The sequence below is a fragment of the Candidatus Chloroploca sp. Khr17 genome, assembly GCF_004138165.1.
Lineage (GTDB): Bacteria > Chloroflexota > Chloroflexia > Chloroflexales > Chloroflexaceae > Chloroploca.
Genome location: NZ_RYFF01000044.1, coordinates 15,659 through 34,245 on the forward strand (window position 1 = coordinate 15,659; position 18,587 = coordinate 34,245).

The following is an 18,587-nucleotide window of genomic DNA, read 5'->3' on the forward strand; positions in this document are numbered from 1 at the left end:
CCTCTGGCCCCCGCACCTAAAAACTTTGGTCACAGGCTACTTGGTAGTCTGTAACGTAAATTTCATTGCCTTGCCGCCCCCCTCCCAACCTCCCCCCGTTGGGGGGAGGATTCCGGCTCCCTCCCCCAGCGGGGGAGGGCTGGGGAGGGGGCAACAGGCTCGCAAAACATCACAAAACGTACGTTACAGACCACTTACTTTGCCTCTACCAAGAATACCTGAACCCCAACCGCCCACGGTGCTTGCTCAAGGTCGAGCAGGCCCGTCGGGCTGCTAAGCGTTACTTCCCCAAGCATTGCTTCATCGCACGTCGCTGGATCTGGCGCAAGGCTCACCACCTGGAGGCTGCCGTCGAGGCGCATCTGCTGGCGTTCCCCGTCAGGGTGCAGGGCCACTTCAACCATGCGGCCCGCTGGCCCGCGCAGGCTCACCTCAACCGGGTTGCAGCCATGCGCAACGCGCACCGCCGCCTCGCCGAGGGTCCAGCGGCCCTCCGCGAGATCAAAGGTGGCCGGCGCAAACCCGCGGTAATGCCCAAAGGCTGCGGGTGCGCCTGGCACGACGCGGGTTGCCGCTGGCGTACGCCGGGCATCCCAGGCCCATACATAGAGATCATTGTTGTCGCGCCCGTAGCTTGCGATGCGCGCCAGGGATGCCTCGGCATCCGTGGGCCGCTCGGCGAGCACGGCGATCCATGCTCGCATCGCATGCGCATAGAGGCTCCGGTCTTCGAGGGCGACGGCGGCGGCAAAGTGGGTTTCGGCCTGCGCCAGGTCGCCCCGTTCAAATGCGAAGTCGCCCAGGGCGATCTGGCGATTCGCGTTGGTTGCATCGGTCTCCGCCGCCTGCAACAACGCCATTTCTGCCGTGGCCCAATCGCCCTGCGCCAGGGCCGCCCGTGCCGGCCACGCCGCTCGCTCGCCCTGGACCCAGGTGACGTAGCGTGTGCTGAAGATCAGGGCGAAAAAGATGAGCCACCCGATCACGACGATCGCCAATCGCCAGCGGCGCTCGCTCGAAGTCATGATCCGCCGCGTCGCTCGCCCCGTAAAGGGCAACAGCGTGGCATACGCGGCAAACGGCAGAAAAACGCTGATCAGCGGCAACCGCAAGCGATGATGCGCAACGGTGATCGCCGAGAGTGTTACCCCATAGGCAAACCAGGTCATCAACGGGACGCTGCGGCGCCAGTGGGGCGCGAACGCCAGCCCGACGATGCCGGCTAGCATCATAAAGATGTACTGCGCATCGGCGATCAGACTCAGCCAGCGCGGATTTTCGCCGGCACTCAGGGCGATCTGTTCATCCTGGGGGCTGATCGTCACCACATCGCCCACAAAAAAACTTCGCGATTGCAACAGAAAGAGCGACGCAAGCTTGAGGCGTGTGCGCAACGCAAACCAGGCCGGGTCTTCCAGAATGCGCTCGACCGTCAACTCCACGGCAATCTTCTGTCGGTCGGCCAGGTTTGGTTCCGCAAAGATCAGGGCTTCGCCGGCCTCGCGATCCTCTTCGCTGCGCACCATGCCGTACCACATGCTAATGCCGCCGTTGGTATCGGCCAGGATCAGCCGCTCGTGCACAAGATAGTTGCGTAGCGCCCACGGCCCGATGATCAGGGCGGCCCCGAGCACCAGCACCATGGCGACGGCCCACCGTTGGTCGGCCCGCAGGCGCATCCCGATGACGCCAACCAGCCCTTGCCAGCCTGTTCGATCCGCGAGTTGGGCCGCCTCGCTCTTCGCCAGGGGGGTCAACACCAGGGGCATTATCGCCGCCAGGGGAATGAAATAGAGCGCCGTAGCGCGGGTCAGTGCCGCAAGCCCAAAGATGATCCCGCCAGCGAGGGCGAGCCAGAGGCGTGGCTTCTCGATCAGATGCACCATCACCGTCAGCGCCATGGTCATCAGGATCACAAAGAGCGCCTCGGCAAAGAGCACGCTGCCAAAGCTTGCCAGCGGCACAAAACTCGCCGCAAAGAGGCCGCTCAGCAACGCAACATCGCGCCGCTGAAAGAGCGCCTGGCCCAGCGCCACAAACGCGAGCACGCCAACGCCCGACAGGATCGCCTGCCCAAGCAGCGCCTGCGCCACATCAAGCCCACCGACGGCAAAGAGCCCTGCCAGCAACACCGGATAGACCGGCGGACGCAGCCACTTGCCGGTATCGTGATAACCGCCCTGCAACAGATGCACCGCCGCCCGGTAGTACTCCTCGGGATCGCCCGGCTGCACCGCCCCACTGGTCGCTTGCCAACTCCAGAACCAGACGCGCAGTGCGACGGCCATCGCGACGATGCCAAGCACCGCCAGCCCGTACCAAGGTGTAGATTGCCGTGTGGCTGTGACCGCCCCCTTGCCGCCCGCCGTCTGCTGCAATAGTGTCATCAGCTTAAGGGCGAAATTGCAATGCGGAAGAACCACTGGTCAAGCGCCGCCACCGCACTAATAAGATAGATCGCAACAATCATGATCTGCGCCCAGCGCCCACGTTGCCAGTAGCGCCCGGCATAGACGGCCCAGCAGATCGCGATGATCGGCAGAATATAGAAGAGTTGCTTGTCCACCATCGAAATGCGATAGCCAGCCAGCATAAAGACGACCGACACCGAGAACCAGGCCGCCAGGATGACCCCCGCGAGCGGGCGCTTCCAGAGATGCAAGAACCCCGGGATCGTAAAGAGCAGCGGGAAGGCCAACCCATAGAAGAGGTAGCGCCCCGGCCAGATCCGATAGTCAAAAGCCTGGAAGAACGACCACATATAGAGGTGGAAGGGTGCCCGCTCAACGCCGACACTGCTCGCACCCTGGCTAAAGACCGTCGCAAAATAGGGTATGCTCCGCTCGATAATCGGCAGGATATACTGCCCATAGTAGACAATCGTTACGACCAGAATCGCCATCCCGGTCGCCTGCCAGATCGGCTTGATCCGCGTCCGCAGCGCCGCCCACTCGTCACCCTGGGGTGCTGCCGCCAGCACAATCAGCGTGAGCAGCACCAGAAAGACCCCCATAAAGACCGCTGTCACGGTATAAATCAGGAACGTAACGGTCAGCATCAGGCTAAAGATGACCATCGGCCCGCGCTCGTGGATCCGTTCCCAGGTACACACAAGGAAGGTCGTTGCTACCAGGGTCATCCAGAGCCCGAAGGTCGTCGGCACATTGCCCCAGGCATGCAAGAGAAACGTGACGGGCATCACTGCATACATCGCCGCCGCAAAGATGACATTGCGTGCGTTAAGCCCAAAGCGCCAGCCGAGCAGGCCGATCAGAATGATACGTGAGCTATCGGCCAGCGCACTCAGCATATTGATCGACAACGGCATCGGCCACGGCAACAAACCAAGCGGAGCCGCAAACATATGAAAATAGGGCGAATAGGGAATGACCGGGCGATTCTCGCCCCATTCTGCCGTTGGCATTGTGCTCTCATTGAGCGGACTATTGAGCCCATAGAGCAAGGGCAGTTGTCCTTCAATGATCCAGCGGGCGCGATCCATATGCCACTGCACATCGATCGCGACAAAATAGGGATAGAGCATGCCACCCGCTTTGAACCAGTAGCTCACAAAAAAGATGAGCAACAAACCACTCGTCAGGGGGGCGGGATGCAGCCAATGATTGTTTTGGTCTTCTTCAACCGTGATGGCCCCAATCGACGCAAGCATCCAGTTGGTTGCGGGAATCAGCGCCAGCGCCAGCACGATGCTCCAGATCGCCAGGCCCGCCAGGCGTGGCAGGAAGAAATTGGTTGGGAACCGGTAGAACATCAACGCCCAGGCCCCCACCAGCAGTACCAGTAACCCGCCGATCAGAGGCACCAGTTCGCCCCATCGGTGCAGCGCTGCTCGTGCCATAAACCTAGTCGTGTCACCGATACGCAGCATGCTCAGACAGCCATAGACCCCCAGCACCATCGTCAGCATATAAAAGAGGTTTGCCCATGGAGGCACGGCACTGCGGATGATGCCTGTTCCGGCTGCCGGGGCGACCACGACCCGCGAGATCAGCACCCCAAGCTCACGCGGATCATTATAGACATTCGCTTGAAGCGCCAACTCAAGATCGCCATTGCTCATCAGACTCGCGGGAATATGCAGATGGATCATCCGCTCTTCGCCCCGGTCAGGAATGGCAATCATCGGCACCCCATTCACCAGCAACGTCGCCTCAACCGGTTGTTGGTTTGGATGCGCCGCAATCAGTCGGATATGGGCTGTCCAGGCCCCCCGGCCCAGTCCTGGCATCACAATCTGGCTCTCGCCCTGGGTCCAGCGATAGGTGCGTGCCGGGGCAATGGTCAAGGTGCCAACCAGATCTGTGGGAGGTTCAGGATCGCCCACCAGCGGCGACACCGTCTGGATCGTGACCGTCTCGGCCTCAAGCAGATCGGGCGTCAGCTTGGCCACCAGTGTCCGCTCGCTCAGGCGGGGCATCTCGACACGGATGCCATCAACAGCGATGGCCACCTGGCGCAACGCCCGATCAGGCTGAGCGGGGTTAGCCTCAAACGTCGCAATCCAGACCCCATCGCGTTGCCCGGGGATCGCCAACTCACGCTCGCCGGCAGGCCACGCAAACTGCTCACTCGCCCCACTTGCATCTATTTCGCGCCCGTTAAAATCCTGCAGAAACGCGACATCGCGATTAGTGCCGAGATCGATCACCACCGTAGGACGGGCGGTATACGCAACCGTCAAGAGCATGATCGTCAATAGGATGAGCAGGATATAGGGACGCAGATCGCCAATCCGTGGCACAGTCAAGGCCGAGCCCCTACTCTGTTGCCGTGAGATGGTACCCGGTGCGGTAGATCTCGCCATACGCTAACTCTTACTCCGTAGGGTTGTCTCAATACGATTGTGCCGCTGGTCAACAAGCCAGCTACGCTGGCTTGTTGACCAGCGACGAAAAAAAGCTTGAGGGTCGCGGACCCCCAGGGCAACGACAAGACACTTGATTGTACCAGAAATGCCAAGGCCCGCAACCCGTACGGGCGAAGCAGTCAGGGCTGATGCACGGATTGCACGACTGTGGTAGCATGATGCCACCCCGCCGCATGCCTCCGTTGAGAGGATCCTGGTCGTTTTGATCGCTAGGTGCCTTGCGGTGGCAGCGCAATCGAGAGGAAGGAAGCAAGTTGATGACATCTCCAACCAAGCATTTTTTTGACATTGACCTCCAGCATGGCGTGTTGCCGGTCTCGAAAGCGGCCAGTTCGCTGGCATCAATGATCCGGCACTCGGCCCAGAACCAGCGCCCCGTCGTGATTACGCAGAAGGGGAAACCAACGGCGGTTTTGCTCTCCATCGAGTTGTTTGACGCGCTGCGAGCCCGGGTGGCGGCAGCCAACAAGCCCGCTGCTCAGCCGCAGGAGGCGGAGGGCTAGGGGTCAGCCCCGCCCCTGGTGGCGCGAGCAGATTGATCAGCGCTGTTCTGCGCGAAGTTGCCTATGGAGGTTCAGATGCCCCGTAAAGCCGCTGCGGTTCCGAGCCGCGTCTATCAACTGAAGATTACCCTCAAGGACATCAAGCCGCCGATCTGGCGGCGGGTTGAGGTTGCCGACACTATTACGCTGGCAACGCTTCACACGATCATCCAGGCCGCAATGGGTTGGACAGACTCGCATCTGCATATGTTCAGTGTCGGACGGGTCGCCTACGGTGTGCCGCACCCGAACGATGACGAGGATGTCCGCGATGAGCGTCGGTTCAAGCTGAACGATGTGCTCACCGCGCCTAAGCAGAAGCTGAGCTACGAGTATGACTTTGGCGATAGTTGGACCCACGAGGTGCAACTTGAGAAGGTGCTTGCCCCTGAGCCGGGGGTGAGTTATCCGCGTTGCACGGCAGGGAAACGGGCCTGCCCGCCTGAGGATTGTGGCGGGGTCTGGGGTTACGCCAATTTCCTGGAGGCGATCAGCGACCCCGAGCACCCCGAACACGAGGATCTGCTCGATTGGATTGGCGGTGAGTTCGACCCCGAGGCGTTTGACCTCGCTGCGGTCAATGCGATGTGGCGTTAGGTGAAACTGGGGAAGTGACGATGGACGATAAGCCATCCAGAGGCGAGCCAGTTCAACGGCCTTCTTTGAGTGAGGCGCAGATCCGTCAATATGCGAGTGCCGAGTCGTTTGCGCGGGGCAGGCACTATGCAGAGGAGGGTGCGGTTGGCCCGCTGGTGTTGCGTGGCGATCTGCTGCGGGCCGAGGTTGAGGGCAGCGCATATGAGCCTTACCAGGTGACCGTCAGGATCGATGCTGGCGGGGTGCGTGCTGCCAGTTGTTCGTGCCCCTACGATTGGGGCGGCTGGTGCAAGCATATCGTGGCAACCTTGCTGGTGTATGCCAAGGCCGAGACAGACGCGATCGAGGTGCGTCCGCCGCTTGCCGTGCTGCTTGCCGGGCTCGAGCGCGACCAGCTTGAGGCCCTGGTGCTCCATATGGCTGTCCACGATCCGGAACTGACCGAGCGCATCGATGCCATGATTGGTGCGTCGATCGCTGCCCCCGTTGCTTTGCCCAGTTCAGAGGTCGGTTCGGTCACAGGTCGGCGTACGACAGTTGATGTGCCGGCCTTCCTCAAGCAGATCCGTCGTATCTTCCGCGCCGAGCGCGCTGATGACTATCTGGCTTATGAGCGCATCCTGGAGAATCTGGATCCGCTGGTAGAAGAGATCCGCAGCTTGCTCGATGACAACGCTGCCCATGATGCGTTGCCATTGATCGAGGCGCTGACCGATGAGTATACCGAGGCCTGGATCGCTTACGACGACTCCGACGGCGAGTTGGGAGCCTTCTTTTTCAATCTGGGCGAGCTCTGGGCCCTGGCGCTGCTCGGGGCTCCGCTCAAAAAGGCGGAGTTGAATAAGTGGCGCGAGCGGCTAGAGGGGTGGGCCGCGAGCGCCGAAGCGTATGGCTGCGATGGCTTGAACCTCGCGCTTCAGGCCGCAGATGAGGGCTGGAGTGAGCCGTGGATTGATGCGGCGATCCTCGGTGAGGCGAGGCCCGATGCCGTGCCGATCGTCCCTTACGATAGTGACTTGTTGGCGATCCGCCTGCGCATCCTCGAGCGTAGCGGCCACGCCCAGGAGGCGCTGAATCTAGCGGCAGCGGTGGGGATGTATCGCGAGCAGGTGCTGCTGCTGGTGCGCATGGGCCGTGTCGCCGAAGCGGTCGCGTTGGGCCGCCAACACTTCACCAACGCAATGCAGGCGTTTAGCCTCGCCTCTGCGCTGCACGAGCGTGGCGAACGAGAGCAAGCACTGGCGATTGGTGAGCACGGGCTGAGCCTTGGTGGAACCGACACGAGCGACTACGCGGAGCAGCAGGCGCGGGCGCGTCTGGCCGCCTGGTTGGTCGATCTGGCCGCGAGCCAGGGGCGCATTGATCTCGCTCTGCATGCCGGGGCCGAGGCGCTGCGGGTCACGCCCGAGTTGGGCCTGTACCAGCGCCTGGCGGAACTCGCCGGTGCCCACCCCGAGGCCTGCGACGGAGGCTGGCCCGCGCTGCGCGAGCAACTCCTTGCGGCTCTACGCACCAGCAAGAGTTGGATGGTCGCGGGTAAGATCGACATCTTTCTTCACGAAGGACTGCTTGACCACGCGATTGCTGCCCTCGGAACCCACCCGAACAGCGACGACCTGGTGCGAGTGATGGATGCCGCGACGCAAACCCATCCAGACTGGGTCATCAGAGCGGCGATCTCTCGTGCGACGGCGATCATGGATGCTGGCAAGGCCCAGCACTATGACGCGGCGGTCGAATGGCTCTGCCGGGCGCAGGCTGCCTACAAGGTGGCGGGCCGCCTGCCCGATTGGAAGGCCTATTTGCAGAGTTTGCGGCTGAAGCATGGGCGGAAGCGCAAGTTGATAGGGCTGCTGGATCGGCAATTTTGACGAGCTCCTGAGGCGAAAGACAGGAAAATGAAACCCTTCCAAGTCTATGCTTATGGTGTCATCGCTTCCAGCGAACTGCATCTGCTGAGCATGGCGTTCCCTTCACCCGATAGTTACGCCGAGATTGCCGAAAGCCATTTCATGACCGGAGGCGAGGCTCTGAATTCGGCCATTGTCTTGAGCCGCCTGGGGGTAAGTGTCCAACTCGACGGCAACTGGATCGGCGCTACGCCAATTGGCGAGCGCTTGCTGGCAACCATCGCTCGTTACGGCATTGACACGCAGCGCTTGCGGGTCGAGCCTGGCTTTGCCGGGGTGCGGGAAATCGTCTTTTCCGACGAGCGTACCCGAACGATCTTTGGCAACTACGTTGATCTCTTGTCCACGACGCGGAAGTGGAATATCCCCAGGAAAGACGATCTCGCCAAAGCGCGGCTCGTCTGTGTTGACCCGCCGTTTCAAGCCGAAAGCGCCCTGGTCGGGGCGTACGCCGTCGAGTTGGGCGTGCCCTTTGTCTCGATTGACTGCCCGTACGACCAGGCTTTGGCCAGTAGCGCCGCCGCCGTGATCATCTCGGGGGAATTTCGCAACCGAGCCTATCCCCAGGTCGCATTACCCGAATTGTTTGCCGCCTACCAGCAGCGTGCGCAAGGGTTGGTTGTGCTTACCGTGGGTGATGAAGCCATCTTGTATGGCCGCAAGGGGGCGCCTAGCAAGCAGTTCAAGCCCTATGCAGTCAACGTGATCGACAGTGCCGGGGCCGGGGATTCATTTCGGGCCGGCGTCATCTATGGCATGTTGCAGCAGTGGAGCGACGAGCAAACCATCCAGTATGCGGCAGCCGTCGCAGGCATGGTGTGCGCCAGCTTCCCCGGCGTGCTCAACAGCCCCACCCATGCCGAAGTTATGCGCTTTATGCAAGGGGAGCGGTGATCTATGGCTGCGATCTATCGATCATGCCTGGGTTGCGGCAGACACTCGCTCAAGGCCCTGGCGCACTGGCCTCTTTGGTGCTGATCTGACGTAACTTGAGATTGACCGGGCGACGGATCTCGTTCGCCAGTTCTTCAGCGAGCGACTGCGCCGGCAGAAGCGGATCATTTCCCTCGATAGTGGCATAGAACTGATCACCGCTGATGCTGACCGCGATCACGTCATACGTCGTACCCTCCAGCCAAGCCCTGACGATATCCGTCGCGTTATTGATGGTCAGACGCCGATCAAGTGCCTCGTAGCTTGTAATGGTCAAGGGCAGGCTAACGATCAGAATGCCGACCGCAAAGATCATGAAGCCCTTGCGCCGTAGCTGGATCTGATTGGGGGCAGCGGCCAGTTTTCCGAGGCCAACCAGCCAGAGCACGACCCCCCCAGCGAGCAAAATGGCGAGACAGTTGGTCAGAAAGAGCACAAGCGCGCCCACAGCAGCGTTCAACTCACTCTGCTGGAGGGCGATCCCAACGACGCAGAGCGGGGGGACGAGCGAGATCGCGATGGCGACCCCACCAATCGAGTCGGCGATCTCATCGCGTGAAATAATGAAAGCCCCTGCCGCCCCCGAGCCCAGGGCGGTGAGCAGGGCGTAGAGGTCGGGCTGAATGCGCGACGTGATCTCACTATTGCTTGCAAAGGCAATTCCGCCGTCGGGGACCAACGTCGCGAGCAAAAAAGCCGTGAAGATTACGCTGAATACGCCCAGAATGACCAGGCCAGATGCCGCGAGCGCTCGCGGCAATGAACCCATCACCACCGCAGCGGTGGTTGCCATAATTGGCCCCATCAACGGCGCCACGATCATCGCACCGATGACGGTTGCCGTCGAAGAGGAGAGCAGACCGTAGGTCGCGATCAAGGTCGCCAGGAGCAGCAGCACGAAAAAGTTGAACAAACGCCGCTGGCGCAAAGGCCCTTCGATAAAGAGTTTGCTTTCAAACGTATCCAAGTACGCCGGGTCGAAACCAAAGCCGCTTGCTTGTCTGGTGGCTGAGGGTAAAGCCATTGTTCACATCCTTAAGTTATCCCATCTCCGATGGCAGAATTTGGCTTGCAGATGGTATTATACCAAGTCCCATAAAGCTCGCAACGCACCCGTAGGCGCAGCAGCCTATGTGCCTCCCTCATCGGTGACCACAAGTTCGACCATGGCGAATCGTCCCTTTACACTTGCATTTTGTTTGACTCTCTTCGCTTATTTTATCAAGGTAAGCCAGGAAGCCGTTGTCCGAGCCGAGGAGTCGATTTTTAATCCTGGGTTGAGTCATATTCAGGGATTGCATTTACCAAGAAGATGACTCGCTCGGGTTGCTGAGGTTGCTCAGCTTTGCTGAGGGGGGTGGACGATCACGGTTGCGCTCGTGGTGCTCTTTCTCCCATTGATTGCCCTGGCTGTGACGGCGCTTACGCTATTGGGCCTGTTCCTGGTTCGACGCTGGTTTGAACGACGCGATGAACGCACTAAGGTTCCCTGTGCACATTGCCAGACCCCGATCTTCCCAACGGCCCTCTTCTGCCCACATTGTCGTCAAGCTAACGAGCATCCCCGTCAAGTGGGTGTCTTTGGTCAGGCACGCAATACACCTGCCCTGGATCGGACGGCTCACCGGGTGCAGTTGATTGGGCGCAAGCGCTGTCCAGTCTGCGCAACCCGTCTGCCTGCCAAAACCATCCGCCAGGGTTGCCCGAGTTGCCATACAGTCACATTTAACGATCTCAGTGAGGCCAATGTCTTCTTACGTTCGCTCGATCAGAAGCTTCCCCTTACCCTGGTTATCTGTAGTGTGCTCGGTTTCGTCCCGTTGCTTGGCCTGGTACCGGGAATTATCTACTATCGCGTGAGTCTGATCGCCAGCCTGCGTGCTTATATTCCCACTTCGATTGGTTGTTTCACCCGCTGGGGTTGGCGCTTCGCTGCAATGTTTTTGATTATGCTCCAACCCTTTTTCCTGGGGTGGTTGACTTTACCCGCCATGGCTCTGATGAACTACTTTGTCTATCGCCGGGTTTTGCAAAGCATGATGGGAGGTCTGCCCCAACCAGTAACGGTAGCGAGCGCTCCCGCAGGTATGTATACGGCCATGGCAGGAGGTGCAGGCAGCGCACCTATCCCGGTTTCTTTGCCGCCCGCAGCCTTGCCCGAGATAACACAACCCGTCCCGCTGGCTGGAACAGATCCGCGTATAGCACTCAATCCGTCGCCCCCAAAGCGGGTGTGCGTTGCCTGTGGTCAAGCAAACCCGGCGACGTATCGTTTCTGTACAAGCTGTGGAGCCACCCTGGAGGCTGATCCACCTGAGCCAGTCTAAGTGGCTGTCTGAAAAGTCGACGGGATGCTCTGGAGTGCCGGCTTTAGCCGGCTAAAGTCGGCACTCCAAGGGCACACCACGTGGTGGCGAACGATGCTGACACCCTTTTCAGACAGCCTCTAATACTACAGTTGTAGTTCGCAAATTGCGGCTTCAGGAAGCCATCCGTAAAAGGCCCATCCGATAATGATTCGGCGTCCCAATCGGATAATTATCGGATAGCTACAACTGTAGTACTAAGTGCGCGCAGCAGCGATAAGCTGCGCCGTAGGGCAACGGGTGGGCCATGGGCTGCTGCGCTCCTACGATGCTGCCGTTCTTCTCACTACCCTGGCGTCGCCTGGTATAATACTTCTATGCTTACGCTCGCAGCGCCCTCACTGCTGATGCCCAAGTTTCACCGGCCCGCGCCGCCGAGCCGTGCCATCGCACGACCTGGATTGCTGGCGCACTTACACGCCGGTCTGGCCGCCAACCACCCACTGACGCTGATCGTCGCACCGGCTGGTTATGGCAAAACGACTCTGGCTGCACAGTGGATTGCGCACCTGAACTGTGCGGTCGCCTGGCTGTCGTTGGATGATGCCGATGATGATCCGGTGCGCTTCTGCACCTACCTGGTCGCCGCCCTCCAGCGGGTGCATCCAGCCATCGGTGCCGATCTGTTGCCCGTGCTGCGGGCAGGCCACCTGCCACCACAGGCGACGCTGGTCACAACGCTGCTCAACGATCTCGATGCTGCCCTCGCAGATCACGAGACCGCCGAGCCGTCGGTGATGCCTTTCGTCTGTGTGCTCGACGACTTCCATGTCATCCAGCGCCCGGCGATCCTGAGCATTGTGCAGGCGCTGTTGACCCACCCGCCTATCGGCTTCCATCTCGTGCTGGTGACACGCGAGGATCCCGCGTTGCCGCTGGCCCGGCTGCGCGCTCGCGCTCAACTGACCGAGCTTCGTGCGGCTGACCTGCGCTTTAACGAGGCCGAAACTGCGCTCTTGCTCCAGACTGGCATGGGGCTGACTCTGACCGAAATGGATCTGGCCCGCCTGACCGAGCGCACCGAAGGGTGGGCCGTCGGTTTGCAGTTGGCTGGTCTCTCGCTGCAAGCACACGCCGACCCGACCGCCTTTGTCGCGACCCTTAGCGGCTCGCACCGCTTCATTCTGAGTTACCTGACCGAGGAGGTGCTAGCTCGTCAGCCCCCCGCGGTTCAGCACTTCTTGCGGGATACCGCGATCCTGACGCGGCTGAGCGGTGATCTCTGTGACGCTGTGACCGGGTGCAGCGATAGCGCCGATATGCTCGAGCGCCTCTTGGCCGCTAATTTGTTCATTATCCCGCTCGACGACGAAGGACGCTGGTATCGCTACCATCACCTTTTTGCCGACTTGCTCCAACATACATTGCAGCGTGAACACGCCGCTAGCTTGCCTGGGTTGCATCAGCGTGCGAGTCAGTGGTATGCGCTCCATGATATGCCCGTTGCAAGCATCGAACATGCTTTGGCGGCGGACGATACGCAGCGCGTGGTGACTTTGTTGGAAGAGTGTGGCTGGCGTTTGCTCACGCGGGAAGACGCGCCGATGCTTCAGCAATGGATTCATGCCTTGCCTCAAGCGTTGCGCCAGCGCAGTCCGCGCCTCAATACGCTCTTGGTGTGGGAGCATATCCTGCATGGCACGTATCAACAGGCTACCCCTTACCTTGCGGCTGCCCGCACTGCGCTCGCCAATCTGCCGCCGGAGGCGACTGAAACCCGTGCGCTCCAGGCCGATATCCTGGCGGCGGAGTCGTTCCTGGCGCAGGTGGAGGGCCAGATGTTGGAGGCGTTGGCGATGGCCCAGCAGGCCCGGTCGCTGGTGCCAGAAGCACAGCCACGGCTGGTCGGGTCTACAGCCCTGGCGTTGGGGGTGGCGTATCGTGTCGCCGGGCGTTTCGATGAGGCCGTTGCGTCTTTGGAAGAAGCACTGCACGCTGCGCAGGCCATTGATGACCATGTGACGGCGATGGTGGCAGTGGCCCATTTGGCGCTGGTCTGGTCACCGCAGGGCCGTTTGCATCGCCTGGTGGCAAGTGCCGAAGCTGTGCTCGAGCGTACCGAAGTCGCTGTGCAGATGGCTCCGTTGATGATTGGGACGGTGCATGCGGTGCTTGGGCAGGTCTATTACGAATGGAACCAGGTTGCCAAAGCCCGCGCTTTGTTGCAGCACGCGCTGCGGATGGCGCAACTGTCGAGCCAGCCGACTGCGGCGATCTACGCGAGCCTCTCTCTGGCGCGTTTGTGTCATGAGACCGGTGAGGCAGAAGTTGCTGCACGCTATCTGCGTGACGCAGGTGACATGTTGGCCCAGGGCGCACCAGCCTGGGTGCGCCTAGATTGGGTCGCGCAGCAGGTGGCGTTGCTGATCGCGCAGGGCCAGGTGGCTGAAGCCGAAGCCAGTTTGACCGCAACGGGTATTCCTGCTGAAGCCCCAGTCACGTATCGAACCGATGCGATCCACCTGGCCTGGCTGCGCTGGATGATCGCTCGACCCCATCCGCAGGCGCTCGCGCTGGCCGAACGCATCGTGCAGAGTGCCGAGACCGATGGGCGTATGGGCACTTTGATCTACGCTCTGGTGCTGGGTGCCAAGGCTGGCGGTGGAACCGCGTGGCTGGCGCGTGCCCGGCAACTCGGCGCACCGGAAGGCTACCAGCGCGTTTTTATTGAAGCAGCCGGGACAAGGATGCCGACAGGTATTTATCCTTCATCCCTCCTCCTTCATCCCTCTTTAACCGAGCGCGAACTGGAAGTCTTGCGCCTGCTCGCCGAAGGTCTGACCTATGCGCAGATCGCGGAACGGCTGATTGTTAGCATTAATACGGTGCGCTATCACGTCAAGGGTGTCTACGGCAAACTGGGGGTCACAAAACAAGTCCAGGCCGTCGAGCGTGCGCGGGCGCTGGGCCTGATCTAACAGCACATTGCCCTAGAGAGGGGCCACCCGTCAAAGGGTTTCACCAGATGGCGTCATCAAACCGCCCTGAGGCCCAGGAAGGCGTCTGGGTGGCGGGCGGCTGCGTCGTGCCGCATCCCGGTGGCGGTGCGGGAAACCTGCCAGGTGTGCGCCGCCGCGATCCTGGGGGGAACGGAGCGGTGTCCCGGCGCACACCTGGCAGGTTTGCCCGGCGGTGAACCGTACGGGACCGCCCGTGTCTGCATAGGTGACACCCTTTGAGGGGGCCACCCTCGTCAAAGGGTGTCACCTGCCCTCTGGAAGGCTGCCTGATGCCCCCCCCCACCGTAGCGGTGCGTGCCACGCCGTGGTTGGCGCAGCATAGCCCAGACCTGGGTTCCCGCGTGCGCGGGAACGACATGGTGGGCCGTCCCACCGGTCGTCATGCCCGCGCCCCATGTCATGCCCGCGCAGGCGGGCATCCAGCGGGCCATGGTGGTGACACCCTTTGACGGGCCACCCTCGCTAGAAACCCGCGCTTGCTTGGCTCCTTTGTCCTACAGCAAGCGCCGTGGTCTGTACCGTACGTTTGCTGATACCAACGGGGGTTTCGACACGCACAGGCTTCGACAAGCTCAGCCTCCGTCCGTTCACAACGCCCATCGTCCACCGTTGGCTGAGCTTGTCGAAGCCAAGCCCGAGAGCAGAAAACTTTTGTTACAGACTACTAGTAGCTTGCAAGCAGGCAACCCGTGACTACATTGGGTGGGGCAAGCGGACTACATGAAGATGTAGTCCATTTTGCTTGGGTGCGACGTACAATTGGTGTAGAGATAAGGACAAGCCAATGAACACAACGGCGGAGACACAACTCTATACCTTGCGTTTTTCTGGCAGCCCTGAGGCAACCTTCCTGGCCGATTACTGCCCCGTCGGAACCACGCTAACCATTGAGCAACATACTTTCACCCTGGCCAACCTGCGTACCGACCAGGCCGGGCTAATTGGCCTTATACGCAGCCTGCACAACCTGGGGTGTACGCTTACCTCGCTTGCCACTGACTCTGGTGAAGACAAATGAAACCATCAAAATACTATAGGAGAACGAAAGTGAATCCTACCCTGAAATGGCTCATCCCGCTGATTGCCGTGCTGGCCCTCATCACGGCTGGCGTAGGACTGTTTTCACAAGGCGGGCCAGGCCCTTTCGTATTCGAGACCCTGCGCGGACAGCAGGTAGAGATGTTCGGACGCGGCCTTTATGCGAACGATTCGCTGTTCAGCGGTGCGGCGTTTCGCGGTACAGATGTCGTCACCTTGCTGATTGCGCTGCCGTTGCTGTTGGCGTGTTACTTTTTGTCTTTGCGCGGATCGCAAAATGCACCCATTGCCCAGCTTGGGGTCTTGTTTTATTTTCTGTATATCGGCGCTTCGATGGCGTTTGGGGCAGCCTTCAATGCCATGTTCCTTTTTTATGCGGCGCTCTTTTCGGCCAGTCTGTTTGCCGTCATTACCGTCCTGGCGACCTTCGATCTGCAAGCGCTTACCATTCGTATCAAGCCAGGATTCCCGCATCGCAACCTGGCAATCTTCAACGTTGTCGCCGGGTTTGGCACGTTGTTCATTTGGTTGAGTGACCTCATTGGACCGCTTTTGAACGGCAGTGCGCCCGTATTGCTCGGCCCTTACACCACCATGTTCACGCACAGTTTTGACTCGGCCGTCATCACCCCGGCGGCCGTGATAACCGCTCTGTTTCTTCTGCAACGCAAGCCGCTTGGCTATTTGCTTGCTGCGCCAATGCTCATGCTGTGTACGTTGATTGGCGTTGTGGTCATTGCTCAGACCATCAGCCAGACCTTCGAAGGGATACGCTTCCCCATTGGTGTTTATCTTGGCATGATAGGTTCATGGGTGCTCATGGGCGCATTCGCTATCGGATTGACCCTTGCTTTCTTCCGCAATCTTTCCAACGAAAAATAGACGGTCATGAAATACCAAAACGCTCTCCAATGGCTCATTGCTCCGCTTTTCGTCCTGACTCTGGTCGCAACCCTGGCCGGTCTCTGGCCCGCCGAAGGGACATCCTTTCCGCTGACGACTTTCCGCGGCGAGGAGGTGACCATCAACGCCCGCGGCCTGTATTACTGGGATACTGTCAGCATGGTCGCCCAGATGCAAGCCAACGACCTGGTGACGCTGGTGCTGGGCCTGCCCCTGCTGGCGATCTCCTTCTGGCTGGCGCGGCGCGGCTCCCTGCGCGGGCGGCTGATGCTGGCTGGCACGCTCGGCTTCATCCTGTACACCTACATCACCATGTGCTTTGGCGCGCATTACAACGCCCTCTTTCTGGTCTATGTCGCCCTGTTCAGTATGAGCCTGTTCGCGCTCGTATTGGTGCTGATGTCCATTGATATCCCCACCCTGCCGGCGCATTTTTCCGCTACCCTGCCGCACGGCTGGATTGCCGGACTGCTCTTCTTCGCCGCTGCCTTTCTCTCATTGGCCTGGCTGGGGCGCATCGCCGCAACGTTTGCACCGGGAGCAATCCCCGCCCTGGAAAACACCACCAGCATGTTCATTCAGGCGATGGATCTGGGGCTGATCGTCCCGGTCTGCCTCGTATCGGGCATCCTGCTCCTGCGCCGCCATGCCTGGGGCTACCTGCTAGCCTCGGTCGGGCTGACCAAATTTCTAACGCTTGGCATCGCTGTCAGCCTGATGGGGCTGAACATGGCGCGGGTCGGCGTGCCCGTGAGCGTGGCCGAGTTGGTTATCTTCCCCGCGATGGCGCTCGCCGGGGTGGTGATGACGGCCATTCTTCTCAAGCATATTCAGTAGTCTGTGAACGCCGTTGCTTGATGATTGGACGCAAAGGCGCAAACGGTCGCACCCGGCAACAACGGGGCACCCGCAAGGGGTGCCCGCACACCGGGTCCGGCCCCCGGCCGGTAGGGGCACCCCTTGCGGGTGCCCTGGTGGGGTGCATATACGGAAGATGCAATCGCCCTAGGCAAGGTGTTGATGCGAACGCCGCCTGTAGCTGAAGCGATGGTAGAATAGAAAGCAGTGCCCAAGAACGAGGCGGCTTGCCTGTTTGACCAGTTTGAACCGGGGCGACGAGGACGGCGATGCATAAGGGGCGGCCCAGGATCTTACGCGAGTTAGCGCATACGGCGTTGCCCACCGAGGTTGCGGATCTGTTGACGCTGGTTGCGCACTGCGCACAGGCCTGCAATGTGCCGGTCTGGCTGGTTGGTGGCGTGATCCGTGATCTCTTGCTTGATCAGCCGCTGAGCCGCGATCTTGATCTGGCCGTCGAGGGTGAGGTGACGACACTGGCGACCCAGGTCGCTGAGGCAACCGGCGGAAGGGTGATGGCCCTCCACGCGGCGTTTGGCACGGCGACGGTGCTGGTGCCCGGTCGCAGCGATGGTGCGTCGCTCGTCCTTGATTTTGCCCAGACGCGCGTCGAGACCTATGCTGCCCCGGCGGTGCTGCCCGACGTTTCGCCGGCCTCACTTGAGCATGATCTGGTGCGCCGCGATTTTAGTGTGAATGCGCTCGCCGTCGAGTTGCAACTGGTTGCGAGCGGTCTGCACTTTGGGCGGCGGCTCGATCTTTTTGGGGGCGAAGAGGATCTTGCCCAGGGCCGTCTCCGTCTCTTGCACGCGGCGAGTCTGCGTGACGATCCGACCCGTATGTTGCGCGGGCTGCGCCTTGCCAGTCGCCTCGGTCTCCACCCTGAACCAGCGACCCGGTACCTGGTGGCGGATGCGGTGGCCCAGCGCTATCTGATGCTGCTGAGCCCCGAACGGGTGTTGCATGAAGTCTGCCTGGCGCTTGCGGAGCCCGACCCGGCAGAGGTGGTGCGCCTGGCCGATCAGTGGGAGGTGACCCCGCAGATTCTGCCTGGGCTGACCTGGGACGCAACCCTGGCTGCGCGTTGTACGCAGGCAGCGGCGGCGGTCAGTTCCGATCTTCCCCTGACCCCTCTGGTCTGGGCGGGCCTGCTGCTCTATGGATGTTCGCAGGCGACCCTTGATGCGCTAGCGCAGCGCTATCCATTGCCCGGCGATGCGGCCACGCTGATCCGTCAACTTCCCGAGGTACGCAAGCTAACCGGCACGCTCGCCGGGATGAGCAATAGCGCCCTGGACGAAACGCTACGCCTCTGGCATGCCACGACGATCATGGTTCACCACTACGCCGTGCCTGCCGATCGTCTTGCAACGACGCGCTACCTCCGTGAACTGCGAACAATGCGTGCGCCACTTGATGGCAACGACCTGCAACGCCTTGGCGTTCTGCCGGGTCCCTTGATGGGCCAGATCTTGCATACCCTGCGCCAGGCAACGCTTGATGGCATCGTAGCAAGCCGTGAAGAAGCTGAAACATGGGTGCGTCGTTTTCTGCACCGCTTGTAACTCTGCGCGCTACGCTGGCATAGTTAC

The 18,587-nt window shown here is 60.7% G+C and carries 13 protein-coding genes; 10 read left to right on the plus strand and 3 right to left on the minus strand.

Annotation, left to right across the window (positions count from 1 at the left end):
* Nucleotides 1-194 precede the first annotated feature (194 nt).
* On the minus strand, nucleotides 195-2,387 hold the full coding sequence (locus EKD05_RS19960; protein WP_129676436.1) for a glycosyltransferase family 39 protein: 2,193 nt from the start codon (nucleotides 2,385-2,387) through the stop codon (nucleotides 195-197).
* Entirely contained in the window at nucleotides 2,387-4,825 is a 2,439-nt protein-coding gene (locus tag EKD05_RS19965; protein ID WP_129676439.1) for a hypothetical protein, read from the minus strand. The genes EKD05_RS19960 and EKD05_RS19965 overlap by 1 nt, the downstream gene beginning before the upstream one ends.
* Before the next feature lie 320 nt (nucleotides 4,826-5,145).
* On the opposite strand from EKD05_RS19965, the gene EKD05_RS19970 reads away from it, so the two are divergent.
* From EKD05_RS19970 to EKD05_RS19985, 4 genes are all read left to right on the plus strand, one after another.
* A complete protein-coding gene (locus EKD05_RS19970; RefSeq protein ID WP_129676440.1) occupies nucleotides 5,146-5,391 on the plus strand; it encodes a type II toxin-antitoxin system Phd/YefM family antitoxin in 246 nt (81 codons plus the stop codon).
* A gap of 75 nt (nucleotides 5,392-5,466) precedes the next feature.
* Nucleotides 5,467-6,027, plus strand: a complete 561-nt coding sequence (locus EKD05_RS19975) for a plasmid pRiA4b ORF-3 family protein (protein WP_129676442.1) — start codon at nucleotides 5,467-5,469, stop codon at nucleotides 6,025-6,027.
* A gap of 20 nt (nucleotides 6,028-6,047) precedes the next feature.
* Nucleotides 6,048-7,898 carry an SWIM zinc finger domain-containing protein gene (locus EKD05_RS19980; protein ID WP_129676444.1) on the plus strand — a complete coding sequence of 617 codons (1,851 nt, stop codon included), beginning with the start codon at nucleotides 6,048-6,050 and terminating at the stop codon, nucleotides 7,896-7,898.
* Between the two features lie 27 nt (nucleotides 7,899-7,925).
* On the plus strand, nucleotides 7,926-8,831 hold the full coding sequence (locus tag EKD05_RS19985; RefSeq protein WP_129676446.1) for a carbohydrate kinase family protein: 906 nt from the start codon (nucleotides 7,926-7,928) through the stop codon (nucleotides 8,829-8,831).
* 49 nt (nucleotides 8,832-8,880) lie between these two features.
* On the opposite strand, the gene EKD05_RS19990 is transcribed toward EKD05_RS19985, so the two are convergent.
* The gene (locus EKD05_RS19990) at nucleotides 8,881-9,894 is read right to left on the minus strand and encodes a DUF389 domain-containing protein (protein ID WP_129676448.1); all 1,014 of its coding nucleotides are present in this window, start codon (nucleotides 9,892-9,894) and stop codon (nucleotides 8,881-8,883) included.
* Between the two features lie 355 nt (nucleotides 9,895-10,249).
* Here EKD05_RS19990 and EKD05_RS19995 point away from each other — a divergent pair, with 355 nt between their 5' ends.
* The 6 genes from EKD05_RS19995 to EKD05_RS20020 all read left to right on the plus strand — a co-directional run bounded on the left by EKD05_RS19995 (nucleotide 10,250) and on the right by EKD05_RS20020 (nucleotide 18,560).
* Nucleotides 10,250-11,197, plus strand: coding sequence for a hypothetical protein (locus EKD05_RS19995; RefSeq protein ID WP_129676450.1), 948 nt, complete (start codon nucleotides 10,250-10,252; stop codon nucleotides 11,195-11,197).
* A 356-nt stretch (nucleotides 11,198-11,553) separates the two neighbouring features.
* Nucleotides 11,554-14,154: a LuxR C-terminal-related transcriptional regulator gene (locus tag EKD05_RS25950; RefSeq protein WP_165360843.1), complete on the plus strand. Its 2,601-nt coding sequence runs from the start codon at nucleotides 11,554-11,556 to the stop codon at nucleotides 14,152-14,154.
* Nucleotides 14,155-14,980: 826 nt separating this feature from the next.
* A complete protein-coding gene (locus EKD05_RS20005) occupies nucleotides 14,981-15,214 on the plus strand; it encodes a hypothetical protein (protein ID WP_129676452.1) in 234 nt (77 codons plus the stop codon).
* Between the two features lie 29 nt (nucleotides 15,215-15,243).
* Entirely contained in the window at nucleotides 15,244-16,116 is an 873-nt protein-coding gene (locus EKD05_RS20010; RefSeq protein WP_129676454.1) for a hypothetical protein, read from the plus strand.
* Nucleotides 16,117-16,122: 6 nt separating this feature from the next.
* Nucleotides 16,123-16,974, plus strand: coding sequence for a hypothetical protein (locus EKD05_RS20015; RefSeq protein ID WP_129676456.1), 852 nt, complete (start codon nucleotides 16,123-16,125; stop codon nucleotides 16,972-16,974).
* Between the two features lie 290 nt (nucleotides 16,975-17,264).
* Nucleotides 17,265-18,560 carry a CCA tRNA nucleotidyltransferase gene (locus EKD05_RS20020; protein WP_129676458.1) on the plus strand — a complete coding sequence of 432 codons (1,296 nt, stop codon included), beginning with the start codon at nucleotides 17,265-17,267 and terminating at the stop codon, nucleotides 18,558-18,560.
* The last annotated feature ends 27 nt before the right edge of the window (nucleotides 18,561-18,587 follow it).